The organism is Methylomonas sp. BW4-1 (genome assembly GCF_052474385.1).
Genome location: NZ_CP184125.1, coordinates 435,289 through 459,631, shown reverse-complemented (window position 1 = coordinate 459,631; position 24,343 = coordinate 435,289). Strand labels below are relative to the sequence as shown.

Here is a 24,343-nt window from a genome sequence, read left to right as displayed (position 1 = left end):
TAAGCGCTTACTGCGCGAAAAAGCCGATTTCAGCGGGTGGTAACGGTTGCGGGTTCAAACTGACCATGGATAGCTTGCTGACCGCGCCACTAAACAAGTCGGGCAGCGGACCGGGTTTTGGCCCTTTCCAGAAACCGGGATAAGGCGTTCCGCACCAACCACCGGCTACCTGTTGCAGTTCTTCCGTATTCAGAACCCTGAAATTTTGCGTTAATTGTGTGTTCATTTGACTGGCTCCTTTGAAATATCAAAAAATCCCACCGCTAAAAGGTGGTTCCAAACCGCGACTTGAACCGATCCGTGTTTAAACAAAGCGTTCATCCGCATGCCGTTTTGGGCACACCCATTCAAATCGCAGATGCTCTTGGCCAGCCCCCCTCCCTGTGCTGGCCGGAGCCAAAAAGCAATGCCTATTGCAATCTGACCGGCGGCGACCACTGATCGGTCGGGTCGCAAACCCTTGCTGTTTGCCGGCATAAGCACTTTACAAGCCGCCCGCCCTTACATCTGTGGCAAATTACCGACAGCCGGACGCAATAATCCACAGCATCCGCAATGACGCGCCTTTAGGTTTTGTTGGGGATTACGGCATGGTTCATGAGCAGCGCGCCGGGTGTCTTGTACACCGGCCACATCGGCTGCGCCCAGCACAGGCCGGCTCAGCGGACGATATAGCGACGGCCCATGGGCATAAACCGTCTGAAAAATAATTGAAGGCGGCTTTCTATTCAGGCGGTGAACAATACATCAAGACATCATGGCCCGCTCAACCATTCCATCCGCCAGCTTTTGCTGTAATTGATTAGCGGCGGCGAGGCGGGCTTTTAGCTGGTCGCAGAGAGCCATTAGTTCTTCGACTTTGGCGACTATGCGGTGTTGTTCGGCGAGTGGAGGAAATGGAATTAGATGTATTAGCTCAGACCTGATCTGACAGTTACCGTTTTTGCGGGGTGTCTGTCAGATTAGATTTGGTTCAGATTTTTTTGAGCCCAAATCTGTTTTCCATCCAGCAAGGTATCCATCGGCGTTCTGCCGTTGCACATTTTGCCCTGATGAGTTCGGTCATTGTTGTAATAAACCAGCCATTCGTCCAGATCTTTTTGGAGTTCATCCAGGTCGCTATAGAGCTTTTTGCGGAACGTGACCTGATAGAACTCCTGCAAGATGGTCTTGTGGAAGCGTTCGCAAATCCCATTGGTTTGCGGCGACATGGCCTTGGTTTTGGTATGGTCGATGTCGTTGATCGCCAGGTATAGCTGATAATCATGCTGTTCGACCTTGCCACAATATTCTGTGCCGCGATCCGTCAGAATGCGTAGAACGGGTAATGCGTTGGCTTCATAGAACGGCAATACTTTGTCATTCAGGATGTCCGCGGCAGTAATCGGCGTTTTGGTGGTGTACAGTTTGCAGTGAGCGACTTTGCTGTAGGTGTCCACGTAAGTCTGCTGGTAAATCCGCCCAACCCCTTTGAGGTTGCCAACGTAAAAGGTATCCTGCGAACCCAGGTAACCGGGATGGGCTGTTTCGATTTCGCCGCAGGCTTGATCATCCTGCTGCTTTTTCTCCAACGCCGCAATCTGCGCATCGCTCAGCATTAACCCTTCGGCGGCTACCTTGGCTTCCAGTGCTTTAAGCCTCTTTTTAAAGTTCTCCAGGTCATGCCGTAACCAGATGGAGCGAACGCCGCTGCCGGATACGAATACCCCTTGTTTACGCAGTTCATTACTGGTTCGATGCTGTCCATGCGCTGGCCACTCAACCGCATAGGCTTTCACTGCCAGCTCAATGCTTTCATCGACGCGATTCTTCAGATTCGGAGACCGGCGGTTTTTGTCGATTAAGGCATCAATGCCACCTTCGGCTACCAGCTCTTGATAACGATAAAACGTATCGCGCGAGACACCCATCACCTTGCAGGCTCTGGAGACGTTATTCAGTTCTTGGGCTAAATTTAACAGCCCCGCTTTGTGTTTAATGATCGGATTGTTTGTATGGATCATGAGAGTTACCTTTTGTGTTTTGTGTAAGGATTCGACACCCCTATCAAAACCGGTAACTCTCATCTTTTCAAGTCGATGTGTCAGATCAAGTCGTGACTAATACAAATTAGAGTACTAGCTAATCTATTCAAAGCCATTTTCTGGACTCCAACTTGTTTGGTTTTATCAAAAAACTGATTTTGGCAAAGTGAACTATTCAAACACATATACAGAAAAAGTTTTTCCACACCTTCCCACGGACTTATCCTTGCAGCGTTTTCTGTTAAATTCATCTGGTCAAACTTTTCTGGAATAATTCCACATTTGCCAATGGTAGCGCCGACAATCGTCATGTAAATATCATCTTTAGTAATAATGTAACGACTGATTTTTTCACGAATTTCACTATCGATGTAACGTAAATCAGTGCAATCAATTGAGCCATCTTTCATGTCGCTAACACGAATATAGATATAGGGTGTTGGCTCTGTTAGAAGATGATAACCGTTTGGCACTCGTTTCCCCCCCTTGATCTCTGTTATTGTGCCTAGCATTACCCACTCCCATTCCTTGGGCAATTCAAACGGTTTTTCATCCACAGCAATCGCCGGCAGCGGTTTATCTTTTTTGATCTTCCCTTCCGCAATCAACTTGGCTTTTTCAGCCTGGATGCGCTTGAGCAATTCGCTGGCCGGTTCGTCGTTTGGGTCTTGCGGCACCAGTTTGCCCATTACCGCCAGTTGCAACAGGGTTTGCTTGAGGGCGTCGATGCTGGCTTCGGTGGTGAACAAGGTGTCGAAATGCGCGGCGATGCGCTGCCAGTTTTCGGCAAAAGATTCCGTTCGTACTGAGTCATGAGCCTGTCGAATGATCGAAGCATGAGCGGCATCTTTTGCTAATGGTCCTTCGACAAGCTCAGGACTGACGGTTGTGGAAGTGAGCGTGCCGAGCAAGTGGCTGACCAGCTTTTCGTGGGCTTCGGCAGCATTGATATGCTGGGCTTCCAGTTGGTCACAAAGCGCCATTAGCTCATCGACTTTAGCGACGATGCGGTGTTGTTCGGCGAGGGGTGGTAGTGGAAATGGATGTGAAATGACTGTAGAGGTATTTAATTCAATTTGATTGGTCGTTCCCGAAGCGGCACTTTCTATCTTGGACTGGACGGAAGGACTTTGAATCCATCGCCATAAAAAAACACTCAAAAAGGCGATCGGTCTGATTACCGTCACATGAGAGTCTGCAACGAGAATTGGCTTATGTTCCAACTCAGGGATAACACATGCGCGCCCGATAGTGCCTGTTCCGGTGGAATTCCATAAAACATCTCCCTCGCAAAGCATCCTTATAGCTTCGTATTTATGTATCGAGTCTGAATCGATAAATCGTGCTTGGGAAAGATCAAGCCCAGTCCACCTAACGCATTTTTGGGATATAACCGAATAGGGGCTGTTGCCATTTTGAAACGATAGCCTTGAAATCGAACGGCTCTGCCTCATTGATTGATTTTTCAATCAGAAGACAAGTGAGCTATGCCGCGACAAATGTTTACGGATGCATACTGGAATAAATTCAAAGCCATCCTGTTAAGCCTGGGGATTTATGACAAGCCTTCGCTCAGGCAAACGGTAGAAGGGATTTTTTATCGCATGCGAGTCGGCTGCCCCTGGCGAGACCTGCCTGCCACGTTTGGTAAGTGGAATGCAGTCTACAAACGGTTTAATGCGTGGTCACTGCAAGAAAAACTGATGGGCATCTTTCGAGGCCTGGTTGTGGCACCGGATTTGGAATGGACCTTTATTGACGGCAGTATCGTGAAAGCGCATCAGCATAGTAGTGGTGCGGCTCATGAACAGGATGCCGCGATTGGGAAATCCGTTGCGGGTCACACCACGAAAATCCATATGGCCGTTGATGCCTGTGGGCTGCCTATTCATTTCTCGATCACCGGTGGTGAAGTCCATGACTGCAAAGAAGCGCCGGAATTAGTGGCTAAACTGCCTTTGGCTGACTACACGGTCGCTGACAAAGGCTATGACAGTGAACCTCTACGGATTCAAATTCGAGAGAAAGGGAGTGTCCCTATCATTCCTAGAAAACAAAATTCAATCGTCGGGAATGACGGAATGGATTGGTGCCTCTACCAATATCGCCACCTCGTTGAAAATGTCTTTGCGCGATTGAAACATTTCAGAGCCATCGCGACGCGATATGACAAATTGAAACGCAATTTTGAAGGCGTTGTCGCTTTGGCCTGCGCTTTTATTTGGTTACCCATGTAAAACGGCAACAGCCCCTAGTCAGATTTACCGGTATAAACAGGACCTTTGCCGCGTTGAATGTAAGAACAAACTTCACCAAGCCTCACCCACTCCCACCCATGCGGCAATTCAAACGGCTGCTGTTCATCAGAAATCCCCCCCGGCCCCCCTTTTGCAAAGGGGGGAGGATTTGAAGTTGACGTTGATGTCGTTGCTGTGACTGCCGTTGAATTTGATCCCCCCCTTTGCAAAAGGGGGGTTAGGGGGGATTTGCTGTTCTTGATCTTGCCTTCCGCAATCAACTTGGCCTTTTCCGCCTGTATCCGTTTCAGCAATTCACTGGCCGGCTCGTCGTTAGCATCTTGCGGCACCAGTTTGCCGCGCACGGCCAGTTCCAAAATCAGCTCGCGCAGTTTCTTGATGCCATAGACACTGGCCGCCGTGCCGGCACCGCGGCCCCGGCCTGACTTTTTCGCGGTGTCGGCAGCGGTCCAGAGGTCCAGGTGTTCGGTCAGTAATTCGTGAATGGCGCTCATGTTGAAGTACCCTTTTTTGAAAATCCCCCCAGCCCCCCTTTTTCAAAGGGGGGTGTTGTCCGTGGTGTCATCTGTGCCTGTGCTGCTTCGGCATCCGGCTGCTCTTTGTCAAAAACAGACGTTGATGATGACTCTATAACTCCTTCCTTTGCAAAAGGGGGGCTGGGGGGGATTTGCTTTTGAACGGTACTAAAAACAACGCTCATCACAGCATCCAATTCCGTCAATACCTGGCGGTTATCAAACCGCAACACGACGATACCCATTGATTCCAACACCCGATCCCTTTCTGCATCCTTAACTTGGTGCTCCGCTTGGAAATGCTGCGAACCATCCAATTCAATACGAGATTAGCGGCTGCACAATAAAAATCGACGATGTAATTTGCCAAAGGTTTTTGGCGATAAAACGGCAAGCCCAATATTTGCTTGCGCCGTAATTTTGACCACAGCAACTGTTCAGCATCGGTCATGTTGCTGCGCAAGTTGCGGGAAAATGGTTTTAAGTTTGGATTGTATGATTTCATAATCCCCTAGCCCTCATTTTTCAAAGCAGCGGACTTTGGGTTCTCTCCTTCGTTCAAAGCTGGGAACTTTTGGTTTTCCACCATTTTGTTAGAAGTTGGGTTCTTGCTCCCCCCTTTGAAAAAGGGGGGCTGGGGGGGATTTAAAGCTGCATCCAAAATACCTTTCAATTGCCCGCGCAAGGCAGCAATGTCGGCTTGCATGGCCTGGTATTGGGCCAGCAGCTGTTCGGGGTCGTGGATTTCCTGCTCGCCGACGTGCGGGTTTTTGCAATCCAGGTTGTAGTTGCGGGCTTGGATGTCTGCCAGGCTGACTTGCCAGGCCTGCGGGTTTTCCACGCGCTGACTGAAACCATCCGCTTCGCTGCCCCACCAGACGGCCTCCGCCGCAAACTCTTCGATCTTCATCGGTTTGGTTTTGTTGTAGCTTTTGACACCGGGCGGATAGGGGTGTTCGTAAAACCAGATCTGTTGGGTGGGCGTGCCTTTGCTGAAAAACAGCAAATTGGTCTTAATGCCGGTGTAGGGGGCAAAGACGCCGTTGGGCAGGCGGACGATGGTGTGCAGGTTGCATTCTGCCAGCAGTTTTTCCTTGATACGGGTTTTGATGCCTTCGCCAAACAGAAATCCGTCCGGCAATACCAGCGCGGCGCGGCCACCGGGTTTAAGCAGTTGCATGATCAGCACTAAAAACAGGTCGGCGGTTTCGCGAGTGCGGAAGCTGGCCGGAAAATTGGTTTCGATACCATCTTCTTCCATGCCGCCAAACGGCGGATTGGTGACGATGACATCGACGCGGTCTTTGGGCGTCCAGCTGATCAGCGGCCTGGCCAGGGTGTTGTCGTGGCGGATATTGCTGGGGACATCCATGCCGTGCAGGATCATGTTGGTGGTGCAGAGTAAATGCGGCAGCGGCTTTTTCTCGATACCGAAGATGCTGGCTTGCAGTTGGGCTTCGTCATCGACGGTTTTTACATCTTGTTTGCGAATGTGTTCGATGGCGCAGGACAGAAACCCGCCGGTGCCACAGGCCGGGTCCATGACTTTTTCCCCCAGGCGCGGGTTGACCATTCGCACCATGAATTCGGTGACGGCGCGCGGGGTGTAAAATTCGCCGGCATTGCCCGCGGACTGCAAATCGCGCAGCAATTGCTCGTACATATCGCCGAACAAATGCCGTTCCTGGGCTTTGTTGAAATCGACGCCTTCCTGAATTTTGTTGATGACTTGCCGGATCAACTGGCCGGATTTCATGTAGTTGTAGGCGTCTTCAAACACCGAACGGATGACGTAGGCGCGCTGGTCGCCGCCCTTGGCCGGCAGTTGCTGCAAGGAGGGAAACAGCTCGTTATCCAGGAACGATTTCAGCGCATCGCCGGTCATGCCTTCGGCATTGGCCGCCCAGTTACGCCAACGATAAGGCTCCGGCAACGGCGATTGATAGTCGTCTTGCAATATCTCCCATTCGGTTTCGCGGTCGTCAAAGATTTTTAAAAACAACATCCACACCAATTGACTGAGGCGCTGGGCGTCGCCATCGACACCCACATCTTTGCGCATGATGTCTTGGATGGATTTAATGGTGGCGGAAATGCTCATAAATGGGGGTGTATCATGTTTGTTAAGAGGGATATGCAAAGGTAGGTGGGCAAGTTTTGCTGCCCACGCGAATCGACTACAAAAATTATAAAAACCGGAATTTACGCATACAGATGGGCTTCTAATTCTTGCAGCGCGGCCAGGTAGGCGGGCTTGCCGCCAAAGGCCGAGACCAGTTCACTGGCGGAACCCATGTTTTTGAACGGGTCCAGGGTGAGGATTTTGATGTCTTCAATGTTTTCTATGCCGGTGTCGGCGTATTTTTCCAGCAGGGTTTCCAGTACCTGACGGGCCTGCCCGCCGTATTTGGCAAAGTAGTTGCGCTTTTTAACCTGCTCGGCGCGCTCGCGACGAGTGAGCGGGGGTTGGTCAAAGGCGACGTGGCAGATGAGATCGAAGGCATCGAAATCCTTACCCACTTCGTCAGCCAGCGGCTCCAGCAACAGGCCGTGTTGTTCCAGTTCTTGCAGGATGGCGGCTTTGCGTTCGGCTTTGGTCCAGCGGCGCAGGAAGTCATCGAGCGAGGCATAATCCTTGCGCACGGTGGAGCGCGTGTAGTCCTTGAGCGATTCGGTGATCAGTTTGCCTTCCGGGCCGTAATACTGCACCCGTTCGGCAATCACATAGACGCTGACATCGCCGAGCACGTATTTTACTCGACGGTGTGGTTCATCGTCGCCTTCGCCTGCTGAGGTATCGCCGGTATTTCCGGTAGTTTCTGAATTGGGATGATCGGTTTCAGCGCCGGGATTATCGTCCGGCGGCACGGGGGATGCGCCGCCTTCGGGCTGGTAAATCATCACCGGCTCGCCGTCGAAATCCTGGTCGGCAAACAGCTCGGTGGCTTTTTTGAAGTCCATGATGGTGAACCAGTATTTGTCGTAATCCTCGTTGATGCGGGTGCCGCGACCGATGATCTGCTTGAACTCGGTCATCGATTTAATATGCTGATCCAGCACCACCAGCTTGCAGGTTTGCGCATCGACGCCGGTCGTCATCAGTTTGGAGGTGGTGGCGATGACCGGGTAACGCTGTTCGGGGTTGATGAAGTTATCCAGTTCGGCCTTGCCTTCGAGTTCATCGCCGGTAATGCGCATGACGTATTTGCGGCTTTCCTTGACGCGCTCCGGGTTCAGGTTAACCAAGGCTTGGCGCATACGTTCGGCGTGGTCGATGTCATCGCAAAACACGATGGTTTTGGCGTAAGGATCGGTGGCAGTCAGAAATTCGGTGATTTTCTTGGCGACCAGTTCGGTGCGTTTTTCCAGTACCAGGATGCGATCCATATCAATCTGGTTGTAAACCCGGTCTTCTATCAGTTGGCCATTTTTGTCGGTTTGACCTTTGCGGGGTCGCCAACCTTGCAGGTCTTTGTCGATGTCGATGCGCACCACTTTGTAGGGGGCCAAAAAGCCATCTTCGATACCTTGTTTGAGGCTGTAGGTATAGACCGGTTCACCGAAGTAATAACTACTGGATACGTCTTTGGTTTCTTTGGGCGTGGCGGTTAAGCCGATATGGGTAGCCGAGGAAAAATAGGCCAGAATTTCGCGCCAGGCCGAGTCTTCTGCGGCACTGCCCCGATGGCATTCGTCGATGACAATCAAATCAAAAAAGTCGGGAGAGAATTGTTTGTAGATGTTTTGCTCTTCTTCCCTGCCGGTGACAGCTTGATATAAAGACAGGTAAATCTCGTAACTTTTATCGACCTGCCGCTTGCTGATTTTGGTCATCGCCGCGGCAAACGGTTTGAAGTCGTTGTTTTTGGTTTGATCCACCAAGATATTACGGTCGGCTAAAAACAGGATGCGTTTTTTCGCGCCGGACTTCCATAGGCGCCAGATGATCTGGAATGCGGTGTAGGTTTTGCCGGTGCCGGTCGCCATCACCAGCAAAATGCGCTGCTGTTGTTTTGCTACCGCTTCAACCGTGCGGTTGATGGCATTGGCTTGATAATAACGCGGCGAGCGGCCGGTGCCGTCATCGTAATACGGCATTTCTACAGTATGGCGAGCGGCGTCTGTCTCCAAACCTTTCCATTGGCAATAACGCTGCCACAGTTCGGCCGGCGACGGGAAGGCGTCCAGCGCCAGCAGTTGTTCAGTTTTATCGGACCGTCCGGTGCGATCATGCATCAGAAAGCCGTCGCCATTGGAACTGAATACGAACGGCACGCTGAGGGTTTCGGCATAGTGCAGCGCTTGCTGCATACCCGCACCCACGCTGAGGCTGTTGACCTTGGCCTCGATGACGGCCAGTGGCATATTTGCTTGATGGTAGAGGATGTAATCCGCGCGTTTTTGTTCGCCGCGCGTATGCAGTTTGCCGCGCACGATGATGCGGCCTTTGGTGAAACCGACTTCTTCCCGAATCTGGCTGAGCAAATCCCAGCCGGCGGCCGTTAGGGCCGGCGTGATAAATTTGGTGCAGATGTCACGTTCGCTGAGGTTTTTTTTGTTATTCATTTCCGGGAAAAATCCTTGTAAACCTTTGAATAAGTCCTGACTCGCCGCCGATGAAAACATCCCTGTAACTAAACTGAAATCTCAAGTTTGGCTGGGTTTGAAGCTCTGAAGCTCTGAAGCTCTGAAGCTCTGAAGCTCTGAATATTATCTTAAAAGCCCAACGAAACGCTGCGTGGTTTCGTGTTGATCATTGAAGCTACCAACAGCTTAGCAGCTAAATCGAACAATCTGATGAACGTCGGTTTTGTTGATATTAGGCCACCGCGCCTCAACCAGCACATCGCAAAGGCCGACTGCGGACGTAAAAAAACCCGCTAAGCCAGATAACTTGCGGGTTTTTGTATTTCTTTGGATTTCTTAAAATCCTTGTTTGGTACCGACGGGCGGACTTGAACCGCCACGACTTGCGTCACCACCCCCTCAAGATGGCGTGTCTACCAATTTCACCACGTCGGCTTTATTTGTTGCTAACTTATTTTGCCGCTGGCTTTTCGACTTCTTTGATAGCCGGCGCTGCAGGCAAAGTCGCATCCTGGATCGGCAAGCTGCCGTCTGCCGGCATGCCTTGCGTTAACGGTACATCAGACTTAACGGGTTCAGCAGCAGGTGTCGAATCCAATATGACGTCGGTTTTTTTACCTTGATAGCCGCTTAAGACGGCCAAGCCTAAGCTGGTAATAAAAAACAAGGTGGCGAAAATAGCCGTGGTTCTGGACAAAAATGAAGCAGAACCTTGAGCGCCGAATACTGAACCGGATGCGCCACCGCCAAAAGTCGCGCCGGCATCCGCGCCTTTTCCTTGTTGCATCAGGACCAAGCCAACGATGCCTATACCCAGGAAGATGTGAATAATTATTATAATTTGGTACAACATAAAGACCTTAATCGGATGAGACTAAACCGAATGGCAAATCTGCAGGAAGCCTTTTGCATCCAGCGATGCGCCCCCAACCAAACCACCATCAATGTCCGGCATCGCAAACAAGCCTTTTGCGTTATCTGGCTTGACGCTACCGCCGTATAAAATTTGTACTTTTTCCGCGATTACCGGATTTCTATCGGCAATCCGTTGGCGAATGTACTTGTGTACTTCTTGCGCCTGCTCGTCGGTAGCCACTTTGCCGGTGCCGATAGCCCAAACAGGTTCGTAGGCAATCACAGCGGTTTCGAACGCTTCGATGCCTGCGGCGGCAATGACTGCGTCCAGTTGCTCGTCAACCACTTGGAAGGTTCTGTCTTGCTCGCGCTCTTCCAGTGTTTCGCCAACGCACAGCACAGGCACTACGCCTTTGCTCAAGGCTTGGCAAAAACGTTTGGCAACCGACTCGTTGGTGTCGCCGTAGTAGCTGCGGCGCTCGGAGTGACCAACCAATGCATATTTGCAGCCGACTTCGCTCAGCATTGCTGCTGATACTTCGCCGGTATAAGCACCGGATGCTTGGTCGGCGACGTTTTGTGCGCCCAATGCGATGGGGGATGCCGCCAATACGCTACGAATATCTGACAAATAGACGAAAGGAACGCAAACCGCGACTTCCTGCTGAACGTCACCTAGACCATCAGCCAAAGCTTGAGCAAGTTTTTGCCCATCTTCCAGCGAGCCGTTCATTTTCCAGTTACCCATAATCAAAGACCGACGCATTACATCCTCCGAGCTAAATAAGACCGCATATAATATCGAGTTAAGCCTTTTAGTTCAAGCCGGAATCGCTTTCTTGACATCGGCGGCCAGTTGGTTGGCAAACTTGACCACCTCGTCTTGATCTACACCTTCCACCATCACTCGGATCAATGGCTCGGTGCCGGAGGATCGCAGCAACACTCTACCTCGTTCACCCAGTTTTTTCTCTACTGCGTCCACGGCTTTTTTGATGCTGTCGATCTCTTCGATTTTGACTTTTTTATCGGTTTTGACGTTAATCAGCACTTGCGGGTATTTGCTCATACCGGATTTAAGCTCATTCAGGCTTTTGCCAGTACGTTGCATTTCCGCCAACACTTGCAAGGCGGAAACAATACCGTCGCCCGTGGTGGTTTTATCCAGACAGATAATATGTCCGGAGCCTTCGCCACCGAGCATACCTTTGTGCTCAGATAACATTTCCATCACATAGCGGTCGCCTACTTTGGCGCGCAGCAGAGCCACGCCGACGGCTTTCAGCGCATGCTCCATGCCAAGGTTTGACATCAGTGTACCAATCACGGGCCCGAACAATTTGCCTTCTTCCAAACGTGATTTGGCAATGATGTAAATCAACTCGTCGCCATCGACAATTTCACCTTTGTGATCGACCATGATAATCCGGTCGCCGTCGCCATCCAGCGCTATTCCCAGATCGGCGCGGAATTCCAGCACTTTGGCAGCCAGATTTTCCGGCTTGGTAGCACCGCATTCGTCGTTAATGTTCAAACCGTCCGGGTCGGCACCGATGGTGACAACTTCGGCGCCCACTTCACTAAATACATGAGGTGCGATGTGGTACGTCGCACCGTTGGCACAATCGATAACAATCCGCATGCCTTTAAAATCCAAATGCGGCGGCACGGTTGCTTTGCAAAACTCAATATAACGCCCGGCCGCATCGCTGACCCGTTTGGCTTTACCCAGTTTTGCCGATTCCACCGTAGTCATCGGCGCATCCAAATATTGTTCGATCTGATGCTCTACGTCATCCGGCAATTTGGCGCCGTCCACCGAGAAAAACTTGATACCGTTGTCATAGTACGGATTGTGAGAAGCACTGATGACAATGCCGGCTTTTGCTCTTAAAGTACGAGTCAAGTAGGCAATACCAGGCGTGGGCATAGGCCCCAATAAACGGGTATCCACACCCGCCGCCGACAACCCCGCTTCCAACGCTGATTCGAACATATAGCCGGAAATGCGCGTGTCCTTGCCCACCAACACGAAACCACTGCCTTCCTTGGCAAAGACTCTGCCTGTCGCCCAGCCCAGCTTTAGCATGAAGTCGGCAGTAATGGGGTACTCACCGACTTTGCCGCGGATACCGTCAGTGCCAAAATATTTTTTTGCCATACTCAAATTCTCTTAACTAAATCCCAAAAAAAAGAGAGGCCGGAGCCTCTCTCGCTTTTGCCGTTACAGCATCAGCCTTGCTCGGCTGCGCCTCCGATTGATGGGTCGGTATCTTTTTGATCCCAATGATCATTTTTGATGCCACCACTGGAAGACGGCGTATCGTCCTCCCAACCTTTTGGCTCTCTTACCGGTTTTCTTTCCATCAAATCATCGATCTGATATTTGTCGATGGTTTCGTATTTCATCAAAGCGTCTGCCATTGCATGCAGAATATCTTCATTTTCCTTCAGAATCGTTTCCGCTCTTTCGTAATTTCTGTCAATGATAGACCGGATTTCTTCGTCGATAGTGTGAGAAGTTTCTTCGGCCACAGATTTATGCTGAGTGACAGAGCGGCCCAAGAAAATTTCGCCTTCTTCTTCGCTGTACGCCAATGGCCCAAGACGTTGTGACAAGCCCCATTTTGTGACCATGTTTCTGGCCAACTCGGTGGCACGTTCGATGTCGTTGGAAGCACCGGTGGACACTTGTTCCCAGCCAAAAATCAATTCCTCGGCAATCCGGCCACCGTACAAGCTGGAAATCATGCTATCGAGTTTACGTTTGCTAGCGCTATATTGATCGCGCTCAGGCAAGAACATGGTTACACCCAACGCACGGCCACGCGGCATGATGCTGACTTTGTAGACAGGATCGTGTTCAGGCACCAAGCGACCGACGATAGCGTGACCGGCTTCGTGATACGCGGTCATTTTCTTTTCTTTCTCGTCCATCACCATGGAGCGTCTTTCCGCACCCATAATCAGTTTGTCCTTGGCTTTTTCCAAGTCCACCATGCTGACCAAGCGCTTGTTGTAGCGCGCGGCGAACAAGGCCGCTTCGTTAACCAAGTTAGCTAAGTCAGCTCCGGAAAATCCTGGCGTACCTTGTGCAATATATTTGATTTTAACGTCATCCGCCGCAGGGACTTTTTTCAAATGCACATTAAGGATTTGTTCCCGGCCCCTCACGTCAGGCAACCCGACTACCACTTGACGGTCAAAACGACCTGGACGCAACAACGCTTTATCCAACACGTCGGAACGGTTGGTTGCGGCGATAACGATAATACCTTCGTGACCTTCGAAGCCGTCCATTTCAACCAGCAATTGGTTCAAGGTTTGTTCGCGCTCGTCGTTGCCACCGCCCAAACCGGCACCACGTGAACGACCAACCGCATCGATCTCGTCGATGAAGATAATGCACGGTGCGTGTTTTTTAGCTTGTTCGAACATGTCGCGCACCCTGGAGGCACCAACACCGACGAACATTTCCACAAAGTCCGAACCGGAAATAGTGAAGAACGGCACTTTGGCTTCGCCGGCAATCGCTCTGGCCAACAAAGTTTTACCGGTGCCCGGAGGCCCCACCATCAAGGCACCGCGCGGTACTTTACCACCCAGTTTTTGGTATTTTGACGGGTCTTTAAGGAAGTCGACCATTTCTTCGACCTCTTCCTTAGCCTCGTCGCAACCTGCCACGTCGGCAAACGTCACCTTGTTTTGATCCTGATCCAGCATCCGTGCCTTACTTTTACCAAAGCCCATCGCACCGCCGCGACCACCGACGCCGCCGCCTTGCATTTGGCGCATGAAGAATACCCAAACTGCAATCAGCAACAAAATCGGACCAAATGACACGAAGATTTGCATCAGCATAGACGGCTCTTCGGGAGGCTGAACGGATATTTCCACACCATTAGCCAACAGATCGTCGATCAAATGCGGATCGTTAGGCATATAAGTCTTAAACTTATCGCCGGAGACCATTTTGCCTTTGACAGTATTATCGGAGATCGCAACCTGCTGAACTTGTCCAGCTTTGACAGCGTCGATCAATTGCGAGTACGAAAAAGTCGCGTCGCTACGAATCGCCCGCGACCCGAAACTGTTGAATACAGCCATCAACACTACGGCGATGACCACCCACAAAATTAAATTTTTAATCATATCGCTCAAGTTACGCGCTCCGGCCTGGAATGGCCTCAAAATTTAAAAACCGAGTAATTGTATCAGGACTACTCGCATCCCACCGCCATCATAGCCCTATGAACGGCGACTTTCGCAGTTTTATTTAAAACCTTTCGCCAAAATATACACTTCGTTACTTCTGGGCCGCGAAGCTTTCGGCTTTCTAATCACCACACTGCTGAACTGCTGACGCACTTGATTATAGTATTCATCAAATCCGGCGCCCTGAAACATCTTGATCAAAAACGTCCCACCCTTAGCCAATATATGTTGCGCGGCATCCAGAGCCAATTCGCCCAAGTAAATCGCCCGCGGCTGATCCATTTCCCGACTACCACTCATATTGGGGGCCATATCCGACAATAACAAGTGAACCGGTTCGCCATCAAGCACTTTATATAGCTGCTCCAGCACATCGTCTTCCCGGAAATCGCCTTGAATAAAATCGACGCCATCAATAGGATCGATAGGCAATAAATCCAGCGCAATCACCTTATTTTTTTTACCGACGATTTTGCTGACATATTCGGACCACCCACCTGGTGCAGCGCCCAGGTCAACTATATTAATACCAGGTTTTATGATTTTGTCTTTTTCTTGGATTTCTATCAGCTTGAACACGGCACGAGAGCGGTAGCCCATGGCCTGCGCTTTCTTGACATACTCGTCTTGGAAATGTTCCTGCATCCACTGCTGGCTACTTTTGCTGCGTGCCATATTTTCTATTCGTGTAAAATTGCTGGGTTTTTAAAGTTTAAGGAAACAGAGTGAATCCTATTCAAAAGAAAAAGCTGAAAGCTGAAGCTCACCCGCTCAATCCGGTGGTGATTATCGGCCAGGCAGGCTTGACCGAAGCAGTTATCAAAGAAATTAATGTAGCGTTGGACGCTCACGAAGCTGATCAAAGTCAAAATTCGCGCAGAAAGAGACGAGCGTGCGGCTATTAGAGAACAAATCTGCGCGCAAACCAAGGCGGAACTGGTGCAATCTATTGGTCAAATAGCCGTTATTTATCGTTTGAACCCCAAGAAATAAACTCAATGGGGAGGCATGCCTCCTCCCCATTACCAATCGACTTAAATATATTGGACCGAGAGAATCTCGTATTCGATATTACCGCCCGGCGCTTTTACCGTCACCACGTCTTCAACTTCCTTGCCTATTAATGCTCTGGCAATCGGCGAACCCACCGAAATGCGGCCTTCCTTGATGTTGGCTTCGTCTTCGCCGACGATCTGATAGGTCACTGTCTTGCCGGAATCGAGATCTTCGATTTCCACTGTCGCCCCGAACACGACCTTGCCGTTGGCTTCGGTTTTTGTCACATCAATGATATTGGCGTTGGATAACTTGCCTTCGATTTCAGCGATGCGGCCTTCGGCAAAGCTTTGCTGTTCGCGCGCCGCGTGGTACTCGGCATTTTCTTTTAAATCGCCGTGGGCGCGCGCCTCAGAGATGGCCTGAATGATGCGCGGTCTAACCACAGTTTTAAGTTCTTCCAATTCGGCGCGCAATTTATTGGCACCCACCACTGTCAGTGGAAATTTTTGCATTTACTGCTCCCCTTTTGAATTCAAATTCATCCGTTAAAATGTTTTATGCAAGTCTTGCAGGCAATTCACGTCGCCGGCATCGAGTTCGCCCAAGGCATAACACGCGGCACGCGCACCCGCCATCGTCGTGTAATAGGTCACTTTGCGCTGCAAGGCTTCGCGGCGCATGGTAAACGAATCAGCCACGGCTTTAACACCTTCGGTCGTGTTGACGATCAACTGCACCTCGCCGTTTTTAATCATATCCACGGTGTTGGGCCGGCCTTCGTTGACCTTGAAGATTTCCTTGCAAGGAATACCGGCTTCTTTCAATACCTTGGCAGTACCGCGAGTCGCCACAATCTCGTAATTTTTGTCGATCAGCATTTTAGCCAGTTCCGGCAGCTTAGGTTTGTCGGCATCACGGATACTGATCAACACCTTGCCGCTGTGGCTCAAATCCACACCACACGCACGCTGCGATTTGGCAAACGCTTCGCCGAAGGTCTTACCGACGCCCATCACTTCGCCGGTGGACTTCATTTCCGGGCCCAGCAAAGGATCGACGCCGGGGAACTTAATGAACGGGAATACCGCCTCTTTCACTGAGAAATATTCGGGAATACGCTCTTCGGTAATGCCCTGCTCTTGCAAGGATTTACCGACCATCACCCGCGCAGCGATTTTCGCCAGCGGATAACCGGTGGCTTTGGAGACAAACGGCGCGGTGCGCGAGGCGCGCGGATTGACTTCCAGCACATAGATGGTTTCGCCTTGAATCGCAAACTGAGTATTCATCAGACCGCGTACACCCAGCGCTTCGGCCATTTTCGCGACTTGTGCACGCAGCTGATCCTGCATATGTGCCGGCAAGTCATAAGGCGGCAACGAACACGCCGAGTCGCCGGAATGCACGCCGGCTTGCTCGATATGTTCCATCAACCCGCCGATCAACACTGTCTCGCCGTCGTAAATCGCATCGACGTCCATTTCCACCGCATCGTCCAGAAATCTATCCAGCAATACGGGCGAATCGTTGGAAACACTGACCGCTTCTTTCATGTAGCGGCGCAAGCCTTCTTCGTTGAACACGATCTCCATCGCCCGACCACCCAACACATAGGATGGGCGCACGACCAACGGATAACCGAGTTCGCGAGCCGAATTAACGGCTTGCTCGACCGAACGTGCAGTGGCATTGGGTGGTTGCAACAGATTCAAACGCTCCAACAATTTCTGGAAACGCTCACGGTCTTCAGCCAAGTCTATCGAATCGGGCGAAGTGCCGATAATCGGCGCACCAGCAGCTTCCAAGGCCCGGGCCAGTTTCAACGGTGTTTGCCCGCCGTATTGGACGATGACACCCTTGGGTTTTTCCAATTCGATAATTTCCAACACATCTTCCAGCGTCAAGGGCTCGAAATACAGACGGTCGGAGGTATCGAAGTCGGTAGAAACGGTTTCCGGGTTACAGTTGACCATGATGGTTTCGTAACCATCTTCGCGCAGCGCCAACGCGGCATGCACGCAGCAATAATCAAATTCGATACCTTGGCCGATCCGGTTCGGGCCACCGCCAAGGATGATGATTTTTTCCTTATCGGACGGATTGGCCTCGCATTCCTGTTCGTAAGTCGAATACAGATAGGCGGTATCGGAAGCAAACTCCGCTGCGCAAGAATCGATGCGCTTGTAAACCGGGCGCACGCCTTTTTTGTGGCGGACGCTGCGCACTTCGGATTCCTTGGTTTCCAGTAATTTGGCCAGACGTCTGTCGGAAAAACCTTTACGCTTCAGCCGCAACAACTCACCCGGCTCCAGGGTCGCCAGGGTTTTGGTGGACAAGGTTTTTTCAGTATTAATCAGATCCTCGACCTGTGCCAAGAACCACGGATCTATTTTCGACGCCTGATGAATCTCAGCAAAACTCAAGCCGCTACGGAACGCATCCGCCAAATACCACAGACGTTGCGGGCCGGGATAGCGTAATTCTTTCAGAATGGTGTCTTCGCTATTAGCATCGTTCAAATCGGAAATTTCATCCAGACCATCGACACCCACTTCCAAGCCACGCAAAGCTTTTTGCAAAGATTCCTGGAAGGTGCGGCCAATCGCCATCACCTCGCCGACCGACTTCATTTGCGTGGTCAGCCTGTCATTAGCTTGCGGGAATTTTTCGAAGGCAAAGCGCGGCACCTTGGTAACCACGTAATCGATGGACGGCTCGAACGACGCCGGCGTCGCACCGCCGGTGATTTCATTGCGCAATTCATCCAGCGTGTAGCCCACCGCCAATTTGGCCGCGACTTTGGCAATTGGAAAACCAGTGGCTTTAGAGGCCAGCGCCGATGAACGCGACACCCTGGGGTTCATTTCGATAACGATCAAGCGGCCAGTGTCGGGGTTGATGGCGAACTGCACATTGGAACCGCCGGTATCGACGCCGATTTCCCGCAATACCGCCAACGAGGCATTCCGCAGGATTTGATATTCCTTGTCGGTCAACGTTTGCGCCGGGGCGACGGTAATCGAGTCACCGGTGTGTACGCCCATCGGGTCGAAGTTTTCGATCGAGCAGATAATGATGCAGTTATCTTTTGAATCCCGCACCACTTCCATTTCAAATTCTTTCCAGCCCAAAATCGATTCTTCAATCAACAATTCGCTGGTCGGCGACAGATACAGGCCGCGCTCGCAAATTTCGATGAATTCTTCGCGGTTATAGGCAATACCGCCGCCGCTACCGCCCATCGTGAACGAGGGCCGAATCACGGTGGGATAACCCACTTCTTCCTGTGCGGCAAAGGCTTCTTCCATGCTGTGTGCGACTTTGGCTCTGGACACTTCCAAACCAATGCGTGCCATTGCTTCGTTAAACAGCGCGCGATCTTCCGCCATGTTGATGGCTTCCTTGGTCGCGCCTATCATCTCCACGCCGTATTTTGCCAATACGCCGTGTTTGTCCAGCGCCAGCGCACAGTTCAGCGCGGTCTGGCCCCCCATCGTCGGCAGGATGGCGTCGGGGCGTTCTTTTTCAATGATTTTTTCGACGGTCTGCCAGTCGATAGGCTCGATGTAAATCGCGTCGGCCATATCCGGGTCGGTCATGATCGTCGCCGGATTGGAGTTGACCAGAATCACCCGGTACCCTTCTTCCCGTAAGGCTTTACAAGCCTGGGTGCCGGAATAATCAAACTCGCAAGCCTGACCGATGACAATCGGTCCGGCGCCCAGTAATAAAATCGATTTTATGTCGGTTCTTTTTGGCATATCACTCTGTATAAAACTTAAGCGGAACGAGGCTGGTTCATCAAATCGATGAAATCGTCGAACAAAGATTCGACATCGTGCGGACCGGGGCTGGCTTCCGGATGCCCCTGAAAGCTGAAGGCCGGTACATCGGTACGGGCGATGCCCTGCAAACTGCCGTCGAACAGCGAGACGTAGGTTGCTTTCAGATTGGCGGGCAGTGAATCCGGGCTGGCGGCAAAACCGTGGTTTTGGCTGCTGATCATCACCCGGCCGGTTGCCAGTTCTTGGACCGGATGGTTGGCGCCGTGATGGCCGAATTTCATTTTCTCGGTTTTTGCGCCGCTGGCTAACGCCAATAACTGATGGCCCAAACAAATACCAAATACCGGCACTTTTTTATCGAGGATGGTTTTGATCGCTTCGATGGCATACGTGCAAGGCTCCGGATCGCCGGGGCCATTGGATAGGAAAACACCGTCAGGATTCATTGCTAACACTTCGGCGGCGGGCGTTTTGGCCGGTACCACCGTGACCTTGCAACCGCGGTTGGCCAACAACCGCAGGATATTGCGCTTGATACCGAAATCGTAAGCCACTACATGCTTGGTCAAATCAAGCGCTTGTTGATGACCTTCGCCCAGCTTCCAGACGTTTTCGGTCCAGACATAGGCTTGCGCGGTAGTCACTTCCTTCGCCAGATCCATGCCTTTCAGGCCTGGAAAGCCTTCGATAGCCTGTTTCGCAGCATCTAAATCAACCGACTCGCCGGCGATGATGCAACCGCGTTGCGCGCCTTTGTCGCGTAGCAAGCGGGTTAATTTGCGGGTGTCGATGTCGGCAATCGCCACCACGTTGTGCTCGCGCAGATATTCGGGAAGGGTTTTCGCGTTACGCCAGCTGCTGGCCAGCAAAGGCAAATCCCGTATCACCAGGCCGCTGGCAAACACTTTGACAGATTCGTCGTCTTCAGGATTAGTACCGACATTACCGATGTGCGGATACGTCAATGTGACGATTTGCCGTGCGTACGACGGATCGCTGAGAATTTCCTGATAGCCGGTCAATGCCGTGTTAAAAACCACTTCTCCCACGGAACAGCCGTCGGCACCTATCGAAATGCCGTGAAACGCCGTCCCGTCTTCTAGTACCAGTAATGCAGGTTTGTTCAAGATTGGCCACCTTAGATGTAGAAAACGGGATAAATCTTGCGACTCATCCCGTTCCTGATAGATAAAAACTTAGGTGATTTTACGAAATTATGGCTGTTTGGTCATTAACAATTTTCTAACTTGGTGCGTCACCGAGATTCCACTGTTTCACAAACACACTGTATTTATTGCCAATTCCGCCTTATCCGGATTGGCCGGGCGCCAGCAGCCACTGCACCGGGCTGTGTAAGGACAACAGGTTCAGTCAATGTTCGAATTTGCCGATTTCGGCTTGCAGTTTTTCTTGCTGCGCGGCCGTTAACAGCATAAACACGTCATGATCAAGCTTGGATTTTTCCAAGGCCATCTGCTGATGCATCGCTGCAGATTTCTCAAGCAACGCTTTGGCCTGTTCCTCATTGTAATCAGCGGAAAAACTCAAAGCGTGCAATTCGGCTCGCAGCGCATGCTCCTGTTTAAATCGACCCTGTCCGTCACCGAATCGGGTTTTCATTAAATTCTTGATATCGGCTTCCTGCTTTTCGCTGAGATCAAGATTTTTTAAAAATCTCGGCAAATGTTGCTCGCCGTCCGCTTCGCCAAACCTATGCATCGGCGGTTTGCCGCCGCCGTGGTGCCCGCCGTGCGGCGGCTCAGCCATTGCAGTTAGGGGTAACAAGCCAAGCACTAACACTAATTTTTTCATAACACTCTCCACAAAACGATGATAAATCCAAGGACAAAACTTGTTCAATTTCGTCGTAGCCAGTATTTCAAATCAGAGGTTAAGTGCTGTTAGTGCCGTGTAAAATCAGGTAAACCCTGCTGGTTGTCTACGGAAGCCGCGGCTATGATGATGAACACACAGCCAACGAGCGAGAACCATGCACAAAGTGTTAATTATCGATGACGATGTCGAACTGGCGGGATTATTCCGAGAGTATCTAACGCAGGAAGGTTTTAATGTGGACGTCAGCCATACCGGCGCCTCCGGACTGCAACATGCCCTATCCGGCGAATATCAATTAGTCATTTTGGACATCATGCTGCCGGATATTAAAGGCACCGAGATATTGACGCGCATCCGCCTGGAAAGCCGGGTGCCGATACTGATGTTTACCGCCAAGGGCGATGACGTGGACCGCATCATTGGCTTGGAATCCGGCGCCGACGATTACGTCCCCAAGCCCTGCACGCCCAGAGAACTGGTTGCCAGAATTCGGGCAATTTTGCGCCGAACCCAGCCCGCCGCCAGTCTCTCGCCCGGACCGATTGTGGCCGGCCCGCTGAAACTTTGGCCGGAAAAACGCAAAGCTGCCTGGTTTGAACAAGACCTGGACCTAACCAGCACCGAGTTCAATTTGCTGGAAACTTTGGCCAGTCAGGTGGGCCGGGTCGTCAGCAAAAACGAGCTCTCCGAAAAAGCCCTGGGCAGGCCTCTGGCGCGTTTCGACCGTAGCATTGACGTCCATATGAGCAGCATCCGCCAGAAACTCGGCAACCAGCCGGACGGCCGCTCTTACATTCAGACCGTGCGCGGCCAAGGCTACCAGATGATCAAGGCATAAGATGGGCAGATTGTTTTGGAAGTTTTTCTTTGCTTTCTGGCTGGCTCTATTAACCGCAGGCATCGGTGTGGGTACCGCCGTCTGGCTCAGACACTCCGCGCAGCAAAACCTGTCGGCCAAGCCAGCCGATGTCGTCGATGTCAGACGCGCCTCGCTAGTCAAGCTGGCCGCCAGCACCCTGCCGCATGGCGGCGTCAAGGGCTTACACGACTTTATTCAGACCTTGCAAAACACCCGTTTCCCACCGATATACGCGGTAGACGATACGGACCGGGAATTATTGGGCAGGCCTTTAGCGGCAGAGGTATTGCAACAGGCCAGAGCCTTACATCGAAAAAACGCCTACCCGGATGCCATCCAAATGATTTCGGCCGACGACGGTCACCGCTATCTGCTTTTTGTACCCTTGCCAGAGCACGGCTTTGGCGACCTGTTCAGGCCGTCATTTCCGGGTCATCCCGGACTATCTCCCTTTGGCTTCGACGGCCCTATGCCTGGAGATCGGCCGCCCCCGCCGAGCGGTAACCCGGAGGAGCATAGCCCTCGCCCGCACCGCGAACCGCCCGCGCCGATTTTACCGATAATCTCCGGCTGTTTGGCCAGTCTGCTGTTCAGCGGACTGTTGGCCTGGTATTTCGCCAAACCCATTCGCAACCTGCGCGATGCGTTTAGCGCTGTGGCTCAAGGCCGGCTGAATACGCGAATCGGTAATGCAATGGGTAGACGGAGCGACGAATTGGCGGACCTGGGTCGCGACTTTGACCATATGGTGCAAAAAATCTGCTCGCTAATCAGTGCCCAGCAACATCTGCTGCACGATGTGTCTCACGAACTGCGCTCACCGTTGGCGCGGATTCAGGCGGCTATCGGTCTGGCCCAACAACAACCGGAAAAATTGCCGGCTACGCTGGAACGTATCGAACGGGAATCACAACGCATCAGCGATTTGGTCGGCGAGCTATTGATGCTATCTAAACTGGAAGCGGGCGTTGCGCCAGGAAAACTTGATCTAATCAATCTCGACGACCTAATGGCCGACATTGTCACCGACGTGCGTTTCGAGGCGGAAGCAAAGCGTATCGCACTGAGCTATCACGGTGATATTGACGTGATAGTCGAATGCCAAAGCGAACTATTGCATCGCGCTATCGAAAACGTGCTGCGTAATGCGGTGCAGCACTGTAAAGCCGAAGGCACGGTATTAATTACCGCCGATTTTGATAGCGATAATCGTCGCTTAAGAATTCGGGTGGACGATGACGGCCCTGGGGTACCCGATCAGGATTTGACGGCTATTTTTCAGCCGTTTTTCCGTAGCGGACAAGCACAAAAGCCGCACAGCACCGGCCTGGGACTCACCATCGCGCATCGCGCCGTCGAAGCGCATGGCGGCAGCATCAGCGCCAGCAACCGGCCGCAAGGCGGTTTAAGCGTGCTAATTGAGATCCCGTTTCCAACCCGGCAAGTAAACCAGAGGTAAGTATGTTTAAATTCAAAAAGTGGATGACAGCCCCGCTGATCGCTTTACTGTCGGCATGGGCACTAAGCGCGAACGCCGACCCGTTTCACCATCACGGCGGTCGGCATTTTGGCGGCCATTTCCGTCCGGGTTTTGGCTTTTACTTTGGTGCGCCACTCTATCCCAGACCATTTTACCCGGCTTATCCTTACTATCCGGCGTACCCGTATTACCCGCGGGAAATTATCACCGTACCGGTGCAACCCCCGGTCTATATCGAGCGCGAGCGCAGTCAACCCCAGAACGGTCCCTTAGCCGAAGGCTACTGGTATTACTGTAACGATCCGGCCGGCTACTATCCTTACATAAAAGAGTGTGCGAATGGCTGGCAACAAGTCGAGCCCACGCCGCAAAATTAAAGGGAGACCGCAAACATGAACACTAAAAAGCAAATGGCGGGAATCTGCGCGGCACTGGCCTTCAGCGGCTGCGCCCATATGCCCTCCGGCCCCAGCGTAATGGCGCTGCCCGGCACTGGCCTATCGTTCGAACAATTCCGCCAGGACGATTATCAATGTCAGCAATACGCGGCCGGGCAAGTCGGCGCCACGCCGAACCAGGCCAGCGCCGATAGCCAAATCGGCAGTGCCGCAGTCGGCACAGCAGTGGGAGCGGCCGCCGGTGCCGCTATTGGTGGTGGCGGCGGAGCGGCAATCGGCGCGGGCACGGGTTTGGTTGCAGGCACTATCGTCGGTAGCGGCGAATCAAGACGCTCCGGGTATGCCACCCAACAAGGTTACGACAATGCTTATGTGCAATGTATGTATGCCAAGGGCCACCGGGTGCCGGTATCCGGACAGTTTTCTTACCAATCGCCGGCGCCGAAAACATCACAGCCTAGCATCCCGCCACCACCGCCCGGATTACCGCCACCACCACCGTATCGGTGATAGTCAGGAAGGGCTTGCGTAA

22 protein-coding genes, 1 tRNA gene and 1 pseudogene are annotated in these 24,343 nt (G+C 51.9%); 7 read left to right on the top strand and 17 right to left on the bottom strand.

The window, feature by feature from the left end:
* Window positions 1-7 precede the first annotated feature (7 nt).
* The 3 genes from ACH5Y9_RS02055 to ACH5Y9_RS02045 form a co-directional block, all read right to left on the bottom strand.
* Entirely contained in the window at window positions 8-226 is a 219-nt protein-coding gene (locus ACH5Y9_RS02055) for a ComC/BlpC family leader-containing pheromone/bacteriocin (protein ID WP_445368330.1), read from the bottom strand.
* 736 nt (window positions 227-962) lie between these two features.
* Entirely contained in the window at window positions 963-2,003 is a 1,041-nt protein-coding gene (locus ACH5Y9_RS02050) for an IS481 family transposase (protein ID WP_445367679.1), read from the bottom strand.
* An 80-nt stretch (window positions 2,004-2,083) separates the two neighbouring features.
* Window positions 2,084-3,322 carry a restriction endonuclease subunit S gene (locus ACH5Y9_RS02045; protein ID WP_445368329.1) on the bottom strand — a complete coding sequence of 413 codons (1,239 nt, stop codon included), beginning with the start codon at window positions 3,320-3,322 and terminating at the stop codon, window positions 2,084-2,086.
* Window positions 3,323-3,511: 189 nt separating this feature from the next.
* Here ACH5Y9_RS02045 and ACH5Y9_RS02040 point away from each other — a divergent pair, with 189 nt between their 5' ends.
* Complete coding sequence (locus ACH5Y9_RS02040; RefSeq protein WP_445366335.1) at window positions 3,512-4,261, top strand: IS5 family transposase; 750 nt, start codon at window positions 3,512-3,514, stop codon at window positions 4,259-4,261.
* A 14-nt stretch (window positions 4,262-4,275) separates the two neighbouring features.
* On the opposite strand, the gene ACH5Y9_RS02035 is transcribed toward ACH5Y9_RS02040, so the two are convergent.
* The 10 genes and pseudogenes from ACH5Y9_RS02035 to rlmE form a co-directional block, all read right to left on the bottom strand.
* A complete protein-coding gene (locus ACH5Y9_RS02035) occupies window positions 4,276-4,776 on the bottom strand; it encodes a hypothetical protein (protein ID WP_445368328.1) in 501 nt (166 codons plus the stop codon).
* Window positions 4,773-5,248 (bottom strand): annotated as a pseudogene (locus ACH5Y9_RS02030) (endonuclease domain-containing protein). The gene ACH5Y9_RS02035 and the pseudogene ACH5Y9_RS02030 overlap by 4 nt, the downstream one beginning before the upstream one ends.
* Window positions 5,249-5,308: 60 nt before the next feature.
* A complete protein-coding gene (locus ACH5Y9_RS02025; RefSeq protein ID WP_445368327.1) occupies window positions 5,309-6,898 on the bottom strand; it encodes an N-6 DNA methylase in 1,590 nt (529 codons plus the stop codon).
* Between the two features lie 101 nt (window positions 6,899-6,999).
* The gene (gene hsdR, locus ACH5Y9_RS02020) at window positions 7,000-9,363 is read right to left on the bottom strand and encodes an EcoAI/FtnUII family type I restriction enzme subunit R (protein ID WP_445368326.1); all 2,364 of its coding nucleotides are present in this window, start codon (window positions 9,361-9,363) and stop codon (window positions 7,000-7,002) included.
* A 371-nt stretch (window positions 9,364-9,734) separates the two neighbouring features.
* Window positions 9,735-9,819 (bottom strand) — tRNA-Leu (locus tag ACH5Y9_RS02015).
* Window positions 9,820-9,835: 16 nt separating this feature from the next.
* Window positions 9,836-10,171, bottom strand: a complete 336-nt coding sequence (gene secG / locus ACH5Y9_RS02010; RefSeq protein WP_445368325.1) for a preprotein translocase subunit SecG — start codon at window positions 10,169-10,171, stop codon at window positions 9,836-9,838.
* A gap of 87 nt (window positions 10,172-10,258) precedes the next feature.
* Window positions 10,259-11,005 carry a triose-phosphate isomerase gene (tpiA, locus tag ACH5Y9_RS02005; RefSeq protein ID WP_445368324.1) on the bottom strand — a complete coding sequence of 249 codons (747 nt, stop codon included), beginning with the start codon at window positions 11,003-11,005 and terminating at the stop codon, window positions 10,259-10,261.
* Between the two features lie 54 nt (window positions 11,006-11,059).
* Complete coding sequence (gene glmM, locus ACH5Y9_RS02000; protein ID WP_445368323.1) at window positions 11,060-12,400, bottom strand: phosphoglucosamine mutase; 1,341 nt, start codon at window positions 12,398-12,400, stop codon at window positions 11,060-11,062.
* A gap of 71 nt (window positions 12,401-12,471) precedes the next feature.
* Window positions 12,472-14,391 (bottom strand): ATP-dependent zinc metalloprotease FtsH, encoded by a 1,920-nt coding sequence (gene ftsH / locus ACH5Y9_RS01995; RefSeq protein ID WP_205451079.1) that lies wholly within the window; start codon window positions 14,389-14,391, stop codon window positions 12,472-12,474.
* 120 nt (window positions 14,392-14,511) lie between these two features.
* Window positions 14,512-15,129, bottom strand: coding sequence for a 23S rRNA (uridine(2552)-2'-O)-methyltransferase RlmE (gene rlmE / locus ACH5Y9_RS01990; protein WP_319962871.1), 618 nt, complete (start codon window positions 15,127-15,129; stop codon window positions 14,512-14,514).
* A 50-nt stretch (window positions 15,130-15,179) separates the two neighbouring features.
* On the opposite strand from rlmE, the gene ACH5Y9_RS01985 reads away from it, so the two are divergent.
* Complete coding sequence (locus ACH5Y9_RS01985; RefSeq protein ID WP_445368322.1) at window positions 15,180-15,359, top strand: YhbY family RNA-binding protein; 180 nt, start codon at window positions 15,180-15,182, stop codon at window positions 15,357-15,359.
* Window positions 15,310-15,447: a YhbY family RNA-binding protein gene (locus ACH5Y9_RS01980; RefSeq protein ID WP_445369867.1), complete on the top strand. Its 138-nt coding sequence runs from the start codon at window positions 15,310-15,312 to the stop codon at window positions 15,445-15,447. The genes ACH5Y9_RS01985 and ACH5Y9_RS01980 overlap by 50 nt, the downstream gene beginning before the upstream one ends.
* 41 nt (window positions 15,448-15,488) lie before the next feature.
* Here the strand turns inward: ACH5Y9_RS01980 and greA are convergent, their stop codons facing one another.
* The 4 genes from greA to ACH5Y9_RS01960 form a co-directional block, all read right to left on the bottom strand.
* Window positions 15,489-15,965, bottom strand: coding sequence for a transcription elongation factor GreA (gene greA / locus ACH5Y9_RS01975; protein ID WP_020485125.1), 477 nt, complete (start codon window positions 15,963-15,965; stop codon window positions 15,489-15,491).
* 33 nt (window positions 15,966-15,998) lie between these two features.
* Complete coding sequence (gene carB / locus ACH5Y9_RS01970; RefSeq protein WP_445368321.1) at window positions 15,999-19,214, bottom strand: carbamoyl-phosphate synthase large subunit; 3,216 nt, start codon at window positions 19,212-19,214, stop codon at window positions 15,999-16,001.
* Window positions 19,215-19,231: 17 nt separating this feature from the next.
* On the bottom strand, window positions 19,232-20,365 hold the full coding sequence (carA, locus tag ACH5Y9_RS01965; protein ID WP_445368320.1) for a glutamine-hydrolyzing carbamoyl-phosphate synthase small subunit: 1,134 nt from the start codon (window positions 20,363-20,365) through the stop codon (window positions 19,232-19,234).
* A 244-nt stretch (window positions 20,366-20,609) separates the two neighbouring features.
* Window positions 20,610-21,050 carry a Spy/CpxP family protein refolding chaperone gene (locus ACH5Y9_RS01960; RefSeq protein WP_033155621.1) on the bottom strand — a complete coding sequence of 147 codons (441 nt, stop codon included), beginning with the start codon at window positions 21,048-21,050 and terminating at the stop codon, window positions 20,610-20,612.
* 178 nt (window positions 21,051-21,228) lie between these two features.
* On the opposite strand from ACH5Y9_RS01960, the gene ACH5Y9_RS01955 reads away from it, so the two are divergent.
* From ACH5Y9_RS01955 to ACH5Y9_RS01940, 4 genes are read left to right on the top strand one after another with little or no spacing between them, the layout of a single operon-like run.
* Window positions 21,229-21,912 carry a response regulator gene (locus tag ACH5Y9_RS01955; RefSeq protein WP_445368319.1) on the top strand — a complete coding sequence of 228 codons (684 nt, stop codon included), beginning with the start codon at window positions 21,229-21,231 and terminating at the stop codon, window positions 21,910-21,912.
* Window position 21,913: 1 nt separating this feature from the next.
* Complete coding sequence (locus ACH5Y9_RS01950) at window positions 21,914-23,392, top strand: ATP-binding protein (protein ID WP_445368318.1); 1,479 nt, start codon at window positions 21,914-21,916, stop codon at window positions 23,390-23,392.
* Window positions 23,393-23,394: 2 nt separating this feature from the next.
* Window positions 23,395-23,790 (top strand): hypothetical protein, encoded by a 396-nt coding sequence (locus ACH5Y9_RS01945; protein WP_026603830.1) that lies wholly within the window; start codon window positions 23,395-23,397, stop codon window positions 23,788-23,790.
* 15 nt (window positions 23,791-23,805) lie between these two features.
* On the top strand, window positions 23,806-24,321 hold the full coding sequence (locus tag ACH5Y9_RS01940; RefSeq protein WP_445368317.1) for a hypothetical protein: 516 nt from the start codon (window positions 23,806-23,808) through the stop codon (window positions 24,319-24,321).
* Window positions 24,322-24,343: the final 22 nt, after the last annotated feature.

What these genes read in the sequence shown, in the direction of transcription:
- ACH5Y9_RS02040 (WP_445366335.1), top strand. Translation starts at nt 3,512, where the DNA reads ATGCCGCGACAAATGTTTACGGATGCATACTGGAATAAATTCAAAGCC.
- ACH5Y9_RS02025 (WP_445368327.1), bottom strand. Translation starts at nt 6,898, where the DNA reads ATGAGCATTTCCGCCACCATTAAATCCATCCAAGACATCATGCGCAAA.
- carB (WP_445368321.1), bottom strand. Translation starts at nt 19,214, where the DNA reads ATGCCAAAAAGAACCGACATAAAATCGATTTTATTACTGGGCGCCGGA.
- ACH5Y9_RS01960 (WP_033155621.1), bottom strand. Translation starts at nt 21,050, where the DNA reads ATGAAAAAATTAGTGTTAGTGCTTGGCTTGTTACCCCTAACTGCAATG.
- ftsH (WP_205451079.1), bottom strand. Translation starts at nt 14,391, where the DNA reads ATGATTAAAAATTTAATTTTGTGGGTGGTCATCGCCGTAGTGTTGATG.
- ACH5Y9_RS01945 (WP_026603830.1), top strand. Translation starts at nt 23,395, where the DNA reads ATGTTTAAATTCAAAAAGTGGATGACAGCCCCGCTGATCGCTTTACTG.
- ACH5Y9_RS02045 (WP_445368329.1), bottom strand. Translation starts at nt 3,322, where the DNA reads ATGCTTTGCGAGGGAGATGTTTTATGGAATTCCACCGGAACAGGCACT.
- secG (WP_445368325.1), bottom strand. Translation starts at nt 10,171, where the DNA reads ATGCAACAAGGAAAAGGCGCGGATGCCGGCGCGACTTTTGGCGGTGGC.
- rlmE (WP_319962871.1), bottom strand. Translation starts at nt 15,129, where the DNA reads ATGGCACGCAGCAAAAGTAGCCAGCAGTGGATGCAGGAACATTTCCAA.
- ACH5Y9_RS01950 (WP_445368318.1), top strand. Translation starts at nt 21,914, where the DNA reads ATGGGCAGATTGTTTTGGAAGTTTTTCTTTGCTTTCTGGCTGGCTCTA.
- ACH5Y9_RS01940 (WP_445368317.1), top strand. Translation starts at nt 23,806, where the DNA reads ATGAACACTAAAAAGCAAATGGCGGGAATCTGCGCGGCACTGGCCTTC.
- ACH5Y9_RS02050 (WP_445367679.1), bottom strand. Translation starts at nt 2,003, where the DNA reads ATGATCCATACAAACAATCCGATCATTAAACACAAAGCGGGGCTGTTA.
- greA (WP_020485125.1), bottom strand. Translation starts at nt 15,965, where the DNA reads ATGCAAAAATTTCCACTGACAGTGGTGGGTGCCAATAAATTGCGCGCC.
- hsdR (WP_445368326.1), bottom strand. Translation starts at nt 9,363, where the DNA reads ATGAATAACAAAAAAAACCTCAGCGAACGTGACATCTGCACCAAATTT.
- ACH5Y9_RS02035 (WP_445368328.1), bottom strand. Translation starts at nt 4,776, where the DNA reads ATGAGCGCCATTCACGAATTACTGACCGAACACCTGGACCTCTGGACC.
- tpiA (WP_445368324.1), bottom strand. Translation starts at nt 11,005, where the DNA reads ATGCGTCGGTCTTTGATTATGGGTAACTGGAAAATGAACGGCTCGCTG.
- ACH5Y9_RS01955 (WP_445368319.1), top strand. Translation starts at nt 21,229, where the DNA reads ATGCACAAAGTGTTAATTATCGATGACGATGTCGAACTGGCGGGATTA.
- ACH5Y9_RS02055 (WP_445368330.1), bottom strand. Translation starts at nt 226, where the DNA reads ATGAACACACAATTAACGCAAAATTTCAGGGTTCTGAATACGGAAGAA.
- glmM (WP_445368323.1), bottom strand. Translation starts at nt 12,400, where the DNA reads ATGGCAAAAAAATATTTTGGCACTGACGGTATCCGCGGCAAAGTCGGT.